Genomic DNA, 15901 nt, shown 5'->3' with positions numbered 1-15901 from the left:
GATGGTTTCCAGCCAGAGGCCCAGACTGGCGCGGGTCGGGGTGACCGCGGCGGCGACCCTGGTCGCCGGTGCGGTCGTCACCGCGCCACCCGCCCTCGCCGCCGACCCGCCCTACGAGCGGATCGTCGGCGGGGGGTTCACCGGGAGCACGCCCGACCCGTTCTGGAACGGCACCGGCACCACCGGCCGGGTGGTCGACGGCGAGTTCTGCACCCAGGTCCCCGGCGGCACGGCCAACCCGTGGGACGCCCTCGTCGGGCAGAACGGCGTGCCGTTCGAGGCGGGCCAGTCCTACACCCTGACCTTCGACGCGCACGCCGCCCGGCCGCAGCCGGTCGGCGCGGGCGCGGGCGAGGGGGTCGCGCCCTACCGCGAGATCGCGCGCCAGACCTTCCAGGTCACCAGCCAGAAGCAGCGGTTCTCGTTCACCTTCACGTCCGAATTGGACTTCCCGGAGGCGGGCAGCGGCCAGGTGACCTTCCACCTCGGCGGGCAGAGCGAGCCCAACACCTTCTGCCTGGACAACGTCTCCCTCGTCGGCGGCGTCATCCCGCCCGGCGGCACGCCGGAGGAGGCCCCGCCGATCAAGGTCAACCAGGTGGCCTACGTGCCGTCGGCGGCCAAGCGCGCCACGGTCACCTCCGACTCGGCGACCCCGCTGCCCTGGACGTTGCGCAACGCCGCGGGCGCGGCCGTCGCCAGCGGGCAGACGACCCCGCGCGGCCGCGACGCGCTGGCCGGGGAATCGGTGCACACCATCGACTTCTCCGCCTACGACACCCCCGGGACCGGCTACACGATCGCCGTCGGCGATGACGTGAGCAAGCCGTTCGACATCGGGGTGGCGGACATCCAGTCGTTGCGCGAGGCGTCGCTGGCGTACTTCTACCACAACCGCAGCGGCATCGAGATCGAGGCGCAGTACGTCGGCGCCGAGCACGCCCGCCCCGCGGGGCACATCGGCGTGGCGCCCAACCAGGGCGACACCTCCGTGGCGTGCCGCCCGAACACCGGCTGCTCCTACCGCCTCGACGTCAGCGGCGGCTGGTACGACGCGGGCGACCACGGCAAGTACGTGGTCAACGGCGGCATCGCCGCGTGGCAGCTGCTCGACCTCTACGAGCGGACCGCGGCCTTCGGCGACCCCGACGCCTTCGGCGACGGCAGCCTGGCCATCCCCGAGCAGGGCAACGGGGTGCCGGACCTGCTGGACGAGGCGCGCTGGGAGGTCGAGTTCCTGCTGAGCATGCAGGCCCCCGCGGGCAGCCCGAACGCGGGCTGGGTGCACCACAAGATGCACGACGACGCCTGGACCGGCCTGCCGATGATGCCGCACCTGGACCCGCGCGCCCGCTACCTCGCGCCGGTCTCGACCGCGGCCACGCTGAACATGGCCGCCGTCGCCGCCCAAGCCGCCCGCATCTGGGAGGGCATCGACCCGCAGTTCGCCGCGCAGGCGCTGGCGGCGGCGCGCACCGCGTACGCCACGGCCAAGGGCAACCCGGTGAAGATCGCCGACCCCGATGACGGCACCGGTGGCGGCTCCTACAGCGACAGCACGGTGACCGACGAGTTCTACTGGGCTGCTGCCGAGCTGTACGCCACGACCGGTGAGGCGGGCTACCGCGCCGATGTCATGGCGTCCCCGCACTACAAGGGCGAGGCCATCACCACCCGGGGCTTCGACTGGGGCTCCACCGCGGCGCTGGGCGACATCACGCTGACCGTCGTCGACAACGGCCTGCCCGCAGCGGACCTGGCCGCCATCGAGTCGGCGATCACCGGCACCGCGGACGCGCACCTGGCGCAGATGGCGACGATGGGCTACCCCGCGCCGTACCAGGAGGGCAACGGCGAGTACGTGTGGGGCTCCAACGGGCTCATCGCCAACAACGGGGTGGTCCTGGCGCTGGCCCACGACCTCACCGGCGACGACCGCTACCGCGACGGGGTGTACGAGACGCTGGGCTACCTGCTGGGCCGCAACCCGGTGGACTACTCCTACGTCACCGGCTACGGCGAGCGCCCGGTGCGCAACGTGCACCACCGGCACTGGGCCAACCAGCTCGACCCGTCGACCCCGATCGCCCCGCCGGGGGCGCTCTCGGGCGGGCCGAACAGCGGCCTGCAGGACCCGATCGCGGCGCGGCTGCTGCCCGGCTGCGCGCCGCAGAAGTGCTTCGTCGACCACATCGAGGCGTACTCGCTCAACGAGGTCACGATCAACTGGAACTCGGCGTTCGCGTGGCTGGCCGGGTGGAGCGCCGAGCAGGCCGAGGTCGACCCGCCCGTCGAGGACACCCCGCCGACCGCGCCGGGCGCGCCCGTCGCCTCGGCGGTGACCAGCAGCGGGCTGACCCTGACCTGGCCCCCGTCCACCGACGACAAGGGCGTCGCGGGCTACGAGGTGCTGCGCATCCAGGGCGACGCCATCGCCGTCGTCGCCACGGTGGCGAACCCGACGGCCACGCTGTCGGGCCTGTCGCCGAACACCGAGTACACCTACGCGGTGCGGGCGAAGGACACCATCGGGCAGTCGTCGCCGCTGTCGCCGCGGGTGACGGTCAAGACGGCCCCGGTGTCGACCGCGAGCTGCAAGGTCGGGTACTCGGCGCACTCGTGGAACAACGGGTTCACCGCCTCGCTGACGGTCACGAACACCGGGTCGACCCCGTGGTGGAGCTGGACGCTGGGCTTCGCCTTCGCGGGCGACCAGCGGGTGACGCAGGGCTGGGCGGCGACGTGGACCCAGTCGGGCAAGAACGTGACCGCGGTGAACATGCCGTGGAACGGCTCGGTTCCCCCGGGGCAGTCGGTGAGCATCGGCTTCAACGGCTCCCACTCGGGCAACAACCCCGCTCCCACCGCGTTCACGGTGAACGGCGCGGCCTGCGGGTAGATGTCCTCCGCACCCGACGGCCGCAGGCGGTGACCCCGCCTGCGGCCGTCGGCCTATTCGGCGGTCGACAGCACGTGCACGGTGGTCTCCTCGGTGCGCCCGCGCAGGACGACGGTCTCGTGGGCGACCCAGCGAGCCCGCTCCTCGGCGCCTGCCGCCGCCACCGCCGCCGCGGACGCCGCCACCCGGCCGGGCGCGGACTTGGCCAGCTCGGTCAGCCGCGCGGCCTCGTTCACCGGGTCGCCGATGACGGTGTACTCGAAGCGGTGCGCCGCGCCGATGTTGCCCGCCACCGCCTGCCCTGCGGCGACCCCGATGCCCGCCGCGCACTCGGGGACCTCGACCGGCAGCCGGGCGGCGATGCCCCGGGCGGCGGCGAGCGCGCGGCCCGCCGCGTCGGGTCCGGCTGCGGGCGCGCCGAAGACGGCCAGCGCGGCGTCGCCGATGAACTTGTTCACCAAGCCGCCGTGGGCGTCCACCTCGTCGACGATGACGGCGAAGAAGCGGTTGAGCAGGTCGACCACCGCCGTCGGCGGGCGGGTCGCCGCCAGGGCCGTCGAGCCCACGATGTCGACGAACACCACCGCGACCGACCGCACCTCCCCGCCCAGCCGGTCCGCGCCGCCCGCGACGGCGACGTCGGCCACCTCCTGGCCGACGTGCCTGCCGAACAGCTCGCGGATGCGCTCGCGCTCGCGCAGCCCGGCCACCATCCGGTTGAAGCCCGCCTGCAGCATCCCCAGCTCCGTGCCGTCGTACACCGGCACCTCGCAGGCCAGGTCGCCGCGCTGCACCCGGTCCATCCCGATGCGCACCGACTGGATCGGCGCGACGGTGTTGCGGGCGCTGAAGACCATCACCACCAAGCCGATCACCAGCGCGATCGCGCCCAGCACGATCACCGTCACCGCCAGCTGGACGGTGGAGTAGCCGCGCACCATCGCGAAGATCGCCACCACGACCACGCCCGCCATCGGCACACCGGTCCCCATCACCCAGAACAGCAGGGTGCGCACGAGCACGCCCGCGCCCGGCACCGCCGTGCCCGACAGCGCCCGCGCCGACACCGGGCGCAGGGCGAACTCGCTGAGCAGATAGGCGTTGGCGCACACGACGATCCCGGCGAAGCTGACGGTCAGGCCGACGGTGAACACCTGCTGCGGCTGGAGGAACGCGAACAGCGCGGTGAACAGCACCGTGGCCAGTCCCCACAGGAACGCCTGCATCAGCGTCAGGTTCAGCGGCACGCGCAGCGCGGCCCGCCGGGCGGTCTCGTCGTTGCCCGGGTCGTCGTCCTCGGCCCCGTCCAAGGCCCACCGCAGGTCGCGCAGCGCCCAGCGGGTGCCCCACACCCCGCCGACCACCAGCGCGCCGACGACGTAGACCGGCACCGCGACCGCCACCACCAGCGCGGTCCTGCCGTCCATGCGGGGACCGGGGATCACCAGCGTGGAGAGCACCGCGACCACCACGGCGCCGAGGATGTTGGCCACCACGAGGGTCACCGTCAGCAGCAGCTGCACGCGGGTGCGCAGGGCGTCGCGGTCCTCGCCCGCGGGGCCGAGCAGGCGGGAGCCGAAGGGGCGCCGGGTGGGGTCTACGCTCACCCCGGCAATCTACTGGGAAGTAGGGAATTGTCGCGCGTTCGGTCGAGTGAGCGATTCACCTGACACTCGTGAGCTGTGGGGTCGTTCGACGGCGGACGAAATTCCTACCATGGGTGCCGTCATCTCCGAGGGGGTAGCGGTGCTTGACTTCGCGGCGGATCAGACGCGGGTAGGCGATGTCGTCCGGTTGGCCATAGCCGATCTGCTCACCATGCGGTCGCCGCGCTCGGGCGGGGAGGACCCCGAGCACGTCCGGCGGCTGGCCGACAGCATCGGCGAGCTGCCGCCGATCGTCGTGCACCGCCAGACCTTGCGCGTGGTCGACGGGCGGCACCGGCTGCGCGCGGCCATCCTGCGCGGGCAGGACGACATCGCCGCCCGGTACTTCGACGGCGACGAGACCGACGCCTTCCTGTTCTCCGTGCGCGCCAACGTCACCCACGGCCTGCCGCTGTCCACAGCGGACCGCAAGACGGCTGCGGCGCGGATCGTCAACTCCCGGCCGCAGTGGTCGGACCGGCTGGTCGCGTCCGTGGTCGGGCTGGCCCCGGCCACCGTCGCCGAGGTGCGCAGGCGCCAGGCCGGGCCGCAGCCGGTGGCCAGGATCGGCCGCGACGGGCGGGTGCGGCCGGTGGACGCCGCCGCCCGCCGCCGGGCCGCCCGCGAGCTGATGATCGCCCAGCCGCAGCTGTCCCTGCGCCAGGTCGCCCACCGCGCGGGCATCTCCCCGGAGACCGCCCGCGCCGTGCGGGCCACCCTGGCCGCGCCGCAGCCGCGCGCCGAGCCCGACACCGCCGAGCTGATGCGCGCGCTGCGGGCCGACCCCAGCCTGCGCTTCTCCGAGACCGGGCGGACGCTGCTGCGCCTGCTCGACGTGGGCGCGATGAGCCACGAGCGGTGGGCGCTCATCGGGCAGAGCGTGCCCGCCCACTGCCGCGACGCCATCGCCCGCGCCGCCCTGGAGGCCAGCCGCGGCTGGCGCCAGTTCGCCGAACGCCTCGCCCAGGACAGCTGAAGGAGACGGCAATGGTGGGCATCCCCGCGATCGGGTCCTACCCGATGCCGGTGCGGGCGGACCTCCCCGACAACATCGCGCCCTGGGTGGTCGACCCCGCCCGCGCGGTGCTGCTGGTCCACGACATGCAGCGGTTCTTCCTGCGGCCCTTCCCCGAGGACGTGCGCGCCCCGCTGGTCGCCAACGCCGCGCGCCTGCGCGAGCGCTGCCGGGCCGCGGGCATGCCCATCGCCTACACCGCCCAGCCCGGCGGCATGACCGAGGCCGAGCGCGGGCTGCTCAAGGACTTCTGGGGCCCGGGCATGCGCGTGGACCCCGCCGACCGGGCGGTGGTCGAGCCGCTGGCCCCCGAGCCGGGCGACTGGGTGTTCACCAAGTGGCGCTACAGCGCCTTCTGCCGATCCGACCTGCTGGAGCGCATGCGCGCCCACGGCCGCGACCAGGTGGTGCTGTGCGGGGTGTACGCCCACGTCGGCGTGCTGATGAGCGCGGTGGAGGCGTTCACCAACGACATCGAGGCGTTCATCGTCGCCGACGCGGTGGGGGACTTCTCCGCCGAGCACCACCGGATGGCCATGTCCTACGCGGCCGAGGTCTGCGCGGTCGTCGTCACCGCCGCCGAGGTCCTGCCGTGAGCCAGGCGGACCTGCTGGCCCGGGTGCTGTCCGACGACCCGCCGCCGTTCGCGCTGCTGCACCGCGGCGGCGACCGGGTGGACGTGCTGGTGGGCGAGGTCTCCGCGGTCGAGCGCCTGGGCGAGGTCGAGCTCTCCGACGACCTGGGCCACCAGGTGCTGCTGCTGGTGCCCTACCGCCAGCTCGCCGAGCGCGGCTACGCCGTGGTCGACGACGGCGCGCCGCTGCTGGCCCTGCGGGTGCGCGAGCAGGCGGTGCTGGGCCTCGACGACGTGCTCGCCCGGCTGCCCGCCGGGCCGGTCGCCCTGCGCGGCGGCGAGTTCACCCCCGACGACGCCGCCTACGCCGACACCGTGCGCCGGGTGGTCGACGCCGAGATCGGCCACGGCGTCGGGGCCAACTTCGTCATCCGCCGGACCTACCGCGCCCGCATCGCCGACTACCGGCCCGCGTCGGCGCTGGCGTTCTTCCGCAGGCTCTGCGAGCAGGAGTCCGGCGCCTACTGGACCTTCATCGCCCACACCGGCGCGGCCGCCTTCGTCGGCGCGACCCCCGAGCGGCAGGTCAGCCTGCGCGGCGGGGTGGTGTCGATGAACCCGATCAGCGGCACCTACCGCTACCCGCCGACCGGGCCGACGGTGGCGGGCGCGCTGGAGTTCCTGCGCGACGGCAAGGAGAGCGACGAGCTGTTCATGGTCGTCGACGAGGAGCTGAAGATGATGGCCCGGCTGTGCCCGCAGCGGGTGCGGGTGCTGGGGCCGCGGCTCAAGCGCATGGCCCGCCTGGCCCACACCGAGTACCACATCGAGGGCCGCACCGACCGGGACGTGCGCGAGGTGCTCGCCGAGACGATGTTCGCCCCGACCGTGACCGGCAGCCCGGTGGAGAGCGCCTGCCGGGTCATCAGCCGCTACGAGCCAGACGGCCGCGGCTACTACAGCGGGGTCGCCGCGCTCATCGGCCGCGACGCCGACGGGCCCGCGCTGGACTCGGCCATCCTGATCCGCACCGCCGAGATCGCCGCCGACGGCGCGGTCCGGGTGGGCGTCGGCGCGACCCTGGTCCGCCACTCCGACCCCGCGTCCGAGGTCGCCGAGACCCGGGCCAAGGTCGCGGGTCTGCTCGGCGCGCTCGACGGCACCGGGGCCTGGCACGACCACCCCGAGGTCGCCGCCGCGCTGGCGGGCCGCAACGACGGCCTGGCCCGGTTCTGGCTCACCGGCGAGCGCCCGGACACCCGGTTCGCGGGCCTGCGGGTGCTGGTCATCGACGCCGAGGACACCTTCACCGCGATGATCGCCCACCAGCTGCGCGCCCTGGGCCTGGCCGTGGACGTGCGCCGCTTCGACGAGGAGCACCGCTGGGACGGCCACGACCTCGTCGTCCTGGGCCCGGGGCCGGGCGACCCCACCGACACCGCCGACCCGCGCATCGCGCACCTGCGCGCCGCCGCGGCCTGGCTGCTGCAGCGGCGGCTGCCGTTCCTGGCGGTGTGCCTGAGCCACCAGGTGCTCAGCGTCCTGCTCGGCCTGCCGCTGCGGCGGTGCCCGGTGGCCCTGCAGGGCACCCGCAGGGAGATCGACCTGTTCGGCGCGCGGGAGACCGTCGGCTTCTACAACTCCTTCGCCGCCCACAGCGACACCGATGTGCTGCACCACCCCCGGTTCGGCCGGGTGGAGGTCAGCCGCGACCCCGGGACCGGCGCGGTGCACGCCCTGCGCGGCGAGCGGTTCTCGTCCATGCAGTTCCACGCCGAATCGGTGCTCACCGCCGACGGTCCGCGCATCCTCGCCGAGCGCATCCGCGAGGTGGTCGCGGTTCACCCGACCGTGGCCGACGCCGACGCGGCCTAGACTAGGCTGCCGACCGTGCCCAGCTCGGATCGCCGCGACACCCCTGCCCGCCCGCTGGTCGGCTTCGGCCCGATCGACCTGTTCTGCCTCTTCGCGGTGGTGCCGCTGCTGATCGCCGCGGGCATCCTGATCATCGAGGGCGTGGCGGTCATCGGCATCGTGTTCATCGTGCTCGCCGCGCTGGTGCTGGCCTTCGACTCGTGGGTGCACCGGCCCGACCCCCGGTAGCCTGGCGGCATGACGCAGCGCAAGCCCGCGAACGTCGACTTCGAGGGCTGGATCGAGGCCCAGATCCGCGCCGCCCAGGACCGCGGCGAGTTCGACGGCCTGCCCGGCTCCGGCAAGCCCCTGCGCCACACCGACGACGGCGACCACTGGTGGCTCAAGTCCTTCCTCAAGCGCGAGGAGCTGGAGACCGGCGCGCTGCTGCCGGAGGGCCTGCGGCTGCGCAAGGAGGTCGAGCTGCTCCCGACCGCCGTGGCCGCCCTGCCGACCGAGGAGCGCGTCCGCGCGGTGGTCGACGAGCTCAACGAGCGCATCGACCAGTGCATCCGCACCCACACCGGCCCCACCGTCCTGGTCCGCTTCGTCGACCCCGACGAGATCGTCGCCAACTGGCGAGTAGACCGCGCCGCCCTCCTCGACCGCCTGGCCCGCGCCCGCGCCGAGTCCGAGCCCGAGTCACCGCCGCCGCCCAAGCGCCGCTGGTGGCGCAGGCGCTAGGGCTTGGGGCGGGTGCGCAGGTGGGCGCGTTCGCCCTGCTTGCCGAAGAGGCTGAGGAATTCGACGGGTTCGTTATCGGCCGGGCCGAACCAGTGGGGGACGCGAGTGTCGAACTCGGCGGCCTCGCCGGGGACGAGGACCACGTCGTGCTGGCCGAGGACCAGGCGGAGCCTGCCGTTGAGGACGTACATCCACTCGTAGCCCTCGTGCGTCTGCGGGTCGGGGTCGCCCTGGCGGCCGCGGATGACGATCTTGTACGCCTGGATGCCGCCCGCCCGGCGGGTCAGCGGGAGCATGGTCATGCCGTGGCGGGTGACCGGGCGCAGGTGGATGCGCGGGTCGCCGGTGGCGGGGGCGTCGACCAGCTCGTCCAGGGTGACCCCGTGGGCGCGGGCCAGGGGGAGCAGCTGCTCCAGCGTCGGCCTGCGCGCCCCGGATTCCAGCCGCGACAGCGTGCTCACCGAGATGCCGGTGGCCGCCGATAGGTCGGCCAGCGTGGTCTCCCGCTGCGTGCGCAAGGCGCGGAGCCGGGGTCCGACCGCGGCGAGGGCCTGCTCGTAGTCGTCCATGCGACCCAGTTTGCCAGATCGGCAACTGGGTTTGCGCTCTGAGCGGGTCCCGGCGCATGGTGGTCGCGGAGGTGGTCGACAAGTGACCGATCAGGTGATGGATGCCTACGACGTGGTGGTGGTCGGCGGTGGCGCCGCGGGGTTGAACGGGGCGCTGATGCTGGCCAGGGCCCGCCGCTCGGTGCTGGTGGTCGACGCGGGGTCGCCGCGCAACGCGCCTGCCGCCGGCGTGCACGGGCTGCTCGCCCAAGAGGGGACGCCGCCTGCCGACCTGCTGGCGCGCGGCCGGGCCGAGGTGCGCGGCTACGGCGGGCACGTGGTCTCGGGCGAGGTCAGCGACGTGGCCCGCAACGGCGACGGGTTCACCGTCGCGCTGGCCGACGGGCGCAGCACCCGGGCGCGCAGGCTGCTGGTGGCCACCGGCGTGGTCGACGAGCTGCCGGACATCCCCGGCGTGCAGCAGCGGTGGGGCCGGGACGTGCTGCACTGCCCGTACTGCCACGGCTGGGAGGTCCGCGACCAGCCGATCGGCGTGGTGGCGACCGGGCCGATGTCGGTGCACCAGGCGTTGATGTTCCGCCAGCTGAGCACCGACGTCACGTACTTCTCCAACGGCCGCCCGCTGGGCGAGGAGGACGCCGAGCAATTGGCTGCCCGCGGCATCCGGGTCGTGGACGGCGAGGTGGCCGCCATCGAGGTGGCCGACGACCGCTTGGCGGGCGTGCGGCTGGCCGACGGGACCGTCGTCGCCCGCGCGGCGGTGGCGATCGCGCCGCGGATGGCCGCGCGCACGGACTTCCTCGCCGGGATCGGCCTGCACCCGGTGGCCCACCCGTCCGGGATGGGGGAGTACCTGCCCGCCGACAGCGCCGGGCGCAGCGACGCGGACGGGGTGTGGGTCGCGGGCAACGTGGTCGACATGGCCGCCCAGGTCGGGGCCGCGGCAGCGGCAGGCGCCGGGGCGGGCGCGCAGATCAACGCCGAGCTGGTGGCGGCCGACACGCGGGCAGCGGTCGCCGCCCACCGCGCGGGGAGGTGAGGGCGGTGTTCGACAAGGCGTACTGGGAGCAGCGCTACCGCGAGGGCGGCCACCACCACGCGGACCCGAGTCCGCACCTGGTGGCGGCGGTGGCCGACCTCGCACCGGGGACCGCGCTGGACGCGGGCTGCGGCGAAGGCGCCAACGCCGCCTGGCTCGCGGGGCAGGGGTGGCGGGTGACCGCCGTCGACATCTCCGAGACCGCGTTGGCGCGGGCCCGCGCCCGGCAGCCGGACGTCGACTGGGTGCAGGCCGACCTGACCGGGTGGACGCCCCGGGCCGAGGCGTTCGACCTGGTCGTCGCGCTCTACGTCCACCCGGCAGGGCCGCAGTCGGATCTGCACCGCAAGCTGGCCGCGGCGGTCGCGCCCGGCGGCACGCTGCTGGTCGTCGGACATGACTCGACCGACCACCACGCCCTGCCCGAGACGCACGCCACGGCCGACGACGTGGTCGCCGTCCTCGACCCCGACCGGTGGGAGGTCGTCGTCGCCGAGTCCCGGGCCGGGCGCCACGGGCACGGGGACGTGATCACCATCGCCAGGCGGCGGGCGTGACATGCTGATCGGCATGCGCACCTCCGACGACGTCTTCACCGACCCGCTCCGCGCCCAGTTCGATGCGTTCATCGATGAGCACCGCACCGCGCTCACCGAGTGCCTGGACGGGTTGACCGAGGAGCAGGCGCGGCGGTCGCTGGTGCCCTCGCGCACCACGCTGCTGGGGCTGGTGAAGCACGCGGCGTTCGTGGAGAAGGTCTGGTTCGACGAGGCGATCACGTGCAGGCCGCGCGCGGAGATCGGCATCCCCGCCACCCCGGACGAGTCGTTCATCCTCGACGACTTCGACACCATCGCCTCGGTCCAGCAGGCGCACCGCGAGGCGTGCGCCGCGTCCCGCCGGGCGGTCGCCGACCTGGGGCTCGACGACGTGCTGCGCGGCAACCGGCGCGGGCCGCTGCCGCTGCGGTGGGTCTACCTGCACGTGCTGCGGGAGCTGGCGCAGCACTGCGGGCACGCCGAGATCCTGCGGGAGCAGGTGCTCGCGCAGTAGCGTGGGCCGATGACGCCGTGGGAGCCGCCGCTGGCGGGTACCGAGGTCGAGCACCTCGTCGGGGCGCTGGAGCGCCTGCGGGCGACGTTCCGCTGGAAGGCCGACGCCCTCGACGCCGCGGGGCTCACCGCCCGCGTGGGCGCCTCCGCGCTGACCATCGGGGGCCTGCTCAAGCACCTGGCGCTGGTCGAGGACCACACCTTCACCGCCAAGCTGGCGGGCGCCCCGATCGGCGAGCCGTGGGACGGCTGGGACCGCAGGGACGAGGAGTGGCCCTTCACCTCGGCCGCCGCCGACCCGCCGCACCACCTCTACGCGCTGTGGGACGGCGCGGTGTCCCGCTCCCGGGCGCGCCTGGGCGCGGCCCTCGCCCACGGCGGCCTCGACCAGCCCGTCCACGTCAGCACGCCCGACGGCCACCGGGCCAGCCTGCGCCGCCTGGTCTGCGACCTGGTCGAGGAGTACGGCAGGCACACCGGGCACGCCGACCTGATCCGCGAGTCGGTGGACGGGCTGGTCGGCGAGGACCCGCCGCCGGGGTGGCGGCCGGTGAGCGGGTCGGGCGGCCGCTGGTAGGGGGCGCCGCACGGAGCCGATCGCGGCCACCCCGACCGCGGTGGTGGCGGCCGGTGAGCGGGTCGGGCGGCGGCTGGTAGGGGCGCCGCCCCGCGGGTTTGCGATCTTCGCCTGCCCCCAGCGGTTCCGGTACGGTCCGAAGCGACACGACCGGAGGGGAGACGGCATGGAGCACGTCGACGTCCTGATCGTCGGCGCGGGGCTCTCCGGCGTCGGGGCGGCCTGCCAGCTGCGCGAGCGGGTGCCCGGCGCGTCCATCGCGGTCGTGGAGGCCCGGTCGGCGATCGGCGGGACCTGGGACCTGTTCCGCTACCCCGGCGTCCGCTCGGACTCGGACATGTTCACCCTCGGCTACTCCTTCCGCCCGTGGCGGCAGCCCGCCGTCCTGGCCGACGGGACCTCCATCCGCGAGTACATCCAGGAGACCGCCCGCGAGTACGGCGTCGACCGGCTGGTGCGGTTCAACCACCGCGTCACCGCGGCCGCGTGGGACAGCGGCACCGCGCGCTGGGCGGTCACCCTGGAGACCGACGGCGGCGCGGTCGAGCTGACCTGCGGGTTCATCTTCAGCTGCACCGGCTACTACCGCTACGACGAGGGGCACACGCCGGACTTCCCCGGGCGCGAGCAGTTCTCCGGCCCGGTCGTGCACCCCCAGCACTGGCCGCAGGACCTGGACTGGTCGGGCAAGCGGGTCGCCGTGGTCGGCAGCGGGGCCACGGCCGTCACCCTGGTGCCCGCGCTGGCCGAGAAGGCCGAGCACGTGGTCATGGTGCAGCGCTCGCCCAGCTACGTGGTCTCCCTCGGCTCCCGCGACCCGCTGGCCGACCGCCTGCGCAAGCACCTGCCCGCGCGCATCGCGCACCCGGTGGTGCGGTGGAAGAACGCGCTCGGGGCCACCCTGCTCTACAAGCTCAGCAAGCGCATGCCGGACGTCGTCCGCACGCTGATCCGCTGGGACGCCAAGCGCAAGCTGCCCGACGGCTACCCGGTCGACACCCACTTCCGCCCCCGCTACCAGCCGTGGGACCAGCGCATGTGCTTCGTCCCGGACGCCGACCTGTTCCGGGCCATCGGGTCCGGCCGCGCGTCGGTGGTCACCGATGCGGTCACCGGCTTCACCCCGACCGGGCTGGCCCTGGAGTCGGGCGCAGGCGTCGACGCCGACATCGTGGTCACCGCGACCGGGCTGTCGGTGCTGCCCTTCGGCGGCATCCAGCTGACCGTGGACGGCACCAAGGTCGACTTCGGGGACACGGTGGCCTACAAGGGGATGATGCTCAGCGGGGTGCCCAACCTCGCCGTCGCCATCGGCTACACCAACGCCTCGTGGACGCTCAAGTGCGACCTCGTCGCCCAGTACGTGTGCAGGCTGCTGCGGCACATGCGGGCCAACGGCCTGCGCCAGGTCACCCCGCTGGCCCCGGACCCCGCGCTGCCGACCGAGCCGTTCATCGACCTCAAGGCGGGCTACGTCCTGCGCGCGCTGGACAAGCTGCCCCGGCAGGGCCCGAAGGCGCCGTGGCGGCTGCACCAGAACTACCCGCGCGACGTCGTCCTGCTCCGGCACGGCCCGGTCGACGACGCGGGCGTGCGGTTCAGCTGACGACCGGGTCCGGCAGCGCCCGCCACCGGTCGACCATCGGGACCAGCGCCTCGGCCAGCATGGGCAGGTCGGGCACGAGCGCGAGGCAGGCCAGGACCTGCACCATCCGGCCCGCGTCCAGCAGCTCCCGCACGCGCGGGTCGGTCGGCCGCAGGCCCAGCTCGGCGGCGCGGCGGTCGTAGGCGGCGGTGTGCTCCGGCGGCAGCAGGGCCAGGTCCCACTCGACCGGACCGGCGGTGACCATCTCGAAGTCGGAGAACAGCAGGCCGTCCGGGGTGGGCAGCATGTTCCACGGCGGGCTGTCGCCGTGCAGGGCCTGGACGGCGGCGTCGGGGAAGGCCCGCTCGAAGGCCGCCCGGTCGGTCAGCAGCGGGGCCAGCGCCGCCCACTGCGCGCGGACGCGGGCCAGGTCGGCGGGGGCCAGCAGGTCGGGCCGCCCGGCGAGCAGGTCGAACGACTCGTCGATGCTCGCGTCCAGCGACGACAGGAACGGCAGCTCACCGGGGTAGGCGCGCAGCGCGGCGTGGAGCTCGGCCGTGCGGGCCGCCTGCGCCACCGGGTCGGGCTCGGTGTCGAGCACGGGCACGTGCTGCCAGAAGGTCATCAGGAAGCCGTCGCGGGCGACCGGCTCGGCGGGCACCAGCGGGCTGGGCGGGACCACCGGGAAGCCCGTGCCCGCCAGCCAGGCCGCCACCGCCAGCTCGGCGCGCTGCCGGTCGAGCTGGGCCGGGCCGCGCGCCGACGGCGGCAGCACGGTCGGCACGCGCACCACGACCGGCGCGGGGGCCAGGTGCACGACGACGGAGAAGACGTCGTGCAGGACTTTCGGGTCGGCGCACTCGACGCCGAGGTCGCGGCCTGCCGCCACGGCGGCGGACACGGCCCGGTCGGTGCGGTTCTGGATCGCGGTCACCCGGCGATCGTGGCACGACCCCCCATCGGAGCGCCGCTCAGTTTCTCGCCGAGGGGCGGATGTTCTGGTTGAGGTGGAAGACGTTGTCCGGGTCGTAGACGTCCTTCAGCGCGGTCAGCCGGGCCAGCTTCGCGGGCGAGTACGCCCGCCGCACCCCGGCGGCCCCCTCGTCGGCGATGTTGTTGACGTAGGCGCCCGCGGCGTGCGGGGCCATCCGGGCGGCGGTGCGGCGGGCGGCGGCCACGCGCTCCTCGTCCTCGGCGGGGTCGGTCCAGGACATGCCCACGCCGTACTCGAACTCCGTGCGCCGGAAGCTGAACGCCGCCTCGTCGTCGGGCACCTCGGCGATCGCCCCGCCGTAGGCCTGCAACCCCTGGTTGGGCACGAACCCGGGCTCGACGGCGAGGAAGGCGTCGATGGCGGCGTCGGTCAGCTCGGGCAGGTAGTGGCCCGCCGAGTAGCGGCGCACCGCGTGGCCCTGCACGTTGTCGTCCCGGGTCTGGAGATCCACATAGGACAGCTCGTGGACGGCCGCCGCCCGCGGTTCGCCCAGCGCGCGCAGCTCCGCGGCCAGCGCCCGGCCCCGCTGCGGGTCGCCGACCCAGACGAAGCCGACGTCCAGGGTGTCGCCGCCGCGGAAGGACACGTCGAAGGTCGCCTGCCGGGGCGCGCCGCGGCTGAGGTCGCGCCAGGTGCGCAGGACCTCGGCGGAGGGGTCGAAGGTGAGCACGGCGCTCAGGGCGCGCGTGCCGACCGGGTGCAGGGCGAACTCGAACTCGGTCACCACGCCGAAGTTGCCGCCCCCGCCGCGCAGGCCCCAGAACAGGTCCGGGTGCTCGTCCGGGCTGGCGACCAGCACCGCGCCCTCGGCGGTCACCACCCGGTAGGAGCGGACGTTGTCGCAGGCCAGGCCGTGGGCGCGGGCCAGCCAGCCCATGCCGCCGCCCAGGGTGAGGCCGCCGACCCCGGTGTGCGAGACGTTGCCTGCGGTGGTGGCCAGCCCGTGGACCTGGGTGGCCGAGTCCAGCGCGCCCAGCATCGCGCCCCCGCCGACCCGGGCGGTGCGCGCCGCGGGGTCGACGCGCACCTCGGCGTGCCCGCGCAGGTCGATCATCAGCCCGCCGTCCGGCACGGCGAAGCCGACCGGGTTGTGCCCGCCGCACCGCACCCCGATCTCCAGGTCGCGCTCGCGGGCCAGCCGCACGGCGGCCACCACGTCGGCGTCGGTGGAGCAGCGGGCGATGAGCCGCGGCCTGCGGTCCACCGCCGCGTTCCACACCTGGCGGGCTTCGTCATATCCGGGGTCATCCGGATGGATGAGGCGCATGCTGCCCAGCATGCCCCGGATGGGGCCTGCCTGTCTGGTGTTCCCGGACCAATCCCGCGGCGCCGGCCGCCGACCTCGGGTTCTGC

The 15901-nt window shown here is 74.5% G+C and carries 15 protein-coding genes; 11 read left to right on the top strand and 4 right to left on the bottom strand.

What is annotated here, in order from left to right; genetic code table 11:
• Position 1: 1 nt before the first annotated feature.
• Positions 2 to 2899 (top strand): glycoside hydrolase family 9 protein, encoded by a 2898-nt coding sequence (locus tag ACWEPX_RS23265; RefSeq protein ID WP_451899328.1) that lies wholly within the window; start codon positions 2 to 4, stop codon positions 2897 to 2899.
• Positions 2900 to 2952: 53 nt separating this feature from the next.
• On the opposite strand, the gene ACWEPX_RS23260 is transcribed toward ACWEPX_RS23265, so the two are convergent.
• Positions 2953 to 4506 (bottom strand): adenylate/guanylate cyclase domain-containing protein, encoded by a 1554-nt coding sequence (locus ACWEPX_RS23260; RefSeq protein WP_451899327.1) that lies wholly within the window; start codon positions 4504 to 4506, stop codon positions 2953 to 2955.
• Positions 4507 to 4693: 187 nt separating this feature from the next.
• Here ACWEPX_RS23260 and ACWEPX_RS23255 point away from each other — a divergent pair, with 187 nt between their 5' ends.
• From ACWEPX_RS23255 to ACWEPX_RS23235, 5 genes are read left to right on the top strand one after another with little or no spacing between them, the layout of a single operon-like run.
• The gene (locus tag ACWEPX_RS23255) at positions 4694 to 5521 is read left to right on the top strand and encodes a ParB/RepB/Spo0J family partition protein (protein WP_451899326.1); all 828 of its coding nucleotides are present in this window, start codon (positions 4694 to 4696) and stop codon (positions 5519 to 5521) included.
• A gap of 11 nt (positions 5522 to 5532) precedes the next feature.
• Entirely contained in the window at positions 5533 to 6156 is a 624-nt protein-coding gene (locus tag ACWEPX_RS23250; RefSeq protein WP_451899325.1) for an isochorismatase family protein, read from the top strand.
• Complete coding sequence (locus tag ACWEPX_RS23245) at positions 6153 to 8009, top strand: anthranilate synthase family protein (protein ID WP_451899324.1); 1857 nt, start codon at positions 6153 to 6155, stop codon at positions 8007 to 8009. Before ACWEPX_RS23250 ends, ACWEPX_RS23245 begins: the two co-directional genes overlap by 4 nt.
• Positions 8010 to 8024: 15 nt before the next feature.
• Complete coding sequence (locus ACWEPX_RS23240) at positions 8025 to 8237, top strand: hypothetical protein (protein WP_451899323.1); 213 nt, start codon at positions 8025 to 8027, stop codon at positions 8235 to 8237.
• A gap of 9 nt (positions 8238 to 8246) precedes the next feature.
• A complete protein-coding gene (locus ACWEPX_RS23235; RefSeq protein WP_451899322.1) occupies positions 8247 to 8732 on the top strand; it encodes a DnaJ family domain-containing protein in 486 nt (161 codons plus the stop codon).
• On the opposite strand, the gene ACWEPX_RS23230 is transcribed toward ACWEPX_RS23235, so the two are convergent.
• Positions 8729 to 9301: a helix-turn-helix domain-containing protein gene (locus ACWEPX_RS23230; RefSeq protein WP_451899321.1), complete on the bottom strand. Its 573-nt coding sequence runs from the start codon at positions 9299 to 9301 to the stop codon at positions 8729 to 8731. The two genes, ACWEPX_RS23235 and ACWEPX_RS23230, sit on opposite strands and share 4 nt — an antisense overlap.
• 97 nt (positions 9302 to 9398) lie before the next feature.
• Between ACWEPX_RS23230 and ACWEPX_RS23225 the strand changes: the two genes are divergently transcribed.
• From ACWEPX_RS23225 to ACWEPX_RS23205, 5 genes are all read left to right on the top strand, one after another.
• The gene (locus tag ACWEPX_RS23225) at positions 9399 to 10340 is read left to right on the top strand and encodes an NAD(P)/FAD-dependent oxidoreductase (RefSeq protein ID WP_451899404.1); all 942 of its coding nucleotides are present in this window, start codon (positions 9399 to 9401) and stop codon (positions 10338 to 10340) included.
• Between the two features lie 5 nt (positions 10341 to 10345).
• Positions 10346 to 10897 (top strand): class I SAM-dependent methyltransferase, encoded by a 552-nt coding sequence (locus ACWEPX_RS23220; protein ID WP_451899320.1) that lies wholly within the window; start codon positions 10346 to 10348, stop codon positions 10895 to 10897.
• Between the two features lie 13 nt (positions 10898 to 10910).
• Positions 10911 to 11393: a DinB family protein gene (locus ACWEPX_RS23215; protein ID WP_451899319.1), complete on the top strand. Its 483-nt coding sequence runs from the start codon at positions 10911 to 10913 to the stop codon at positions 11391 to 11393.
• A gap of 9 nt (positions 11394 to 11402) precedes the next feature.
• Positions 11403 to 11969: a mycothiol transferase gene (locus ACWEPX_RS23210; RefSeq protein ID WP_451899318.1), complete on the top strand. Its 567-nt coding sequence runs from the start codon at positions 11403 to 11405 to the stop codon at positions 11967 to 11969.
• A gap of 166 nt (positions 11970 to 12135) precedes the next feature.
• Positions 12136 to 13575 (top strand): flavin-containing monooxygenase, encoded by a 1440-nt coding sequence (locus ACWEPX_RS23205; RefSeq protein ID WP_451899317.1) that lies wholly within the window; start codon positions 12136 to 12138, stop codon positions 13573 to 13575.
• On the opposite strand, the gene ACWEPX_RS23200 is transcribed toward ACWEPX_RS23205, so the two are convergent.
• Both ACWEPX_RS23200 and ACWEPX_RS23195 read right to left on the bottom strand, forming a co-directional pair.
• Positions 13568 to 14488: an aminoglycoside phosphotransferase family protein gene (locus ACWEPX_RS23200; RefSeq protein ID WP_451899316.1), complete on the bottom strand. Its 921-nt coding sequence runs from the start codon at positions 14486 to 14488 to the stop codon at positions 13568 to 13570. The two genes, ACWEPX_RS23205 and ACWEPX_RS23200, sit on opposite strands and share 8 nt — an antisense overlap.
• A gap of 37 nt (positions 14489 to 14525) precedes the next feature.
• Positions 14526 to 15815, bottom strand: coding sequence for an FAD-binding oxidoreductase (locus ACWEPX_RS23195; RefSeq protein ID WP_451899315.1), 1290 nt, complete (start codon positions 15813 to 15815; stop codon positions 14526 to 14528).
• Between the last annotated feature and the right edge of the window lie 86 nt (positions 15816 to 15901).

The sequence above is a fragment of the Actinokineospora sp. NPDC004072 genome (genome assembly GCF_053604195.1).
This window is presented reverse-complemented; position numbering and strand designations above follow the sequence as displayed.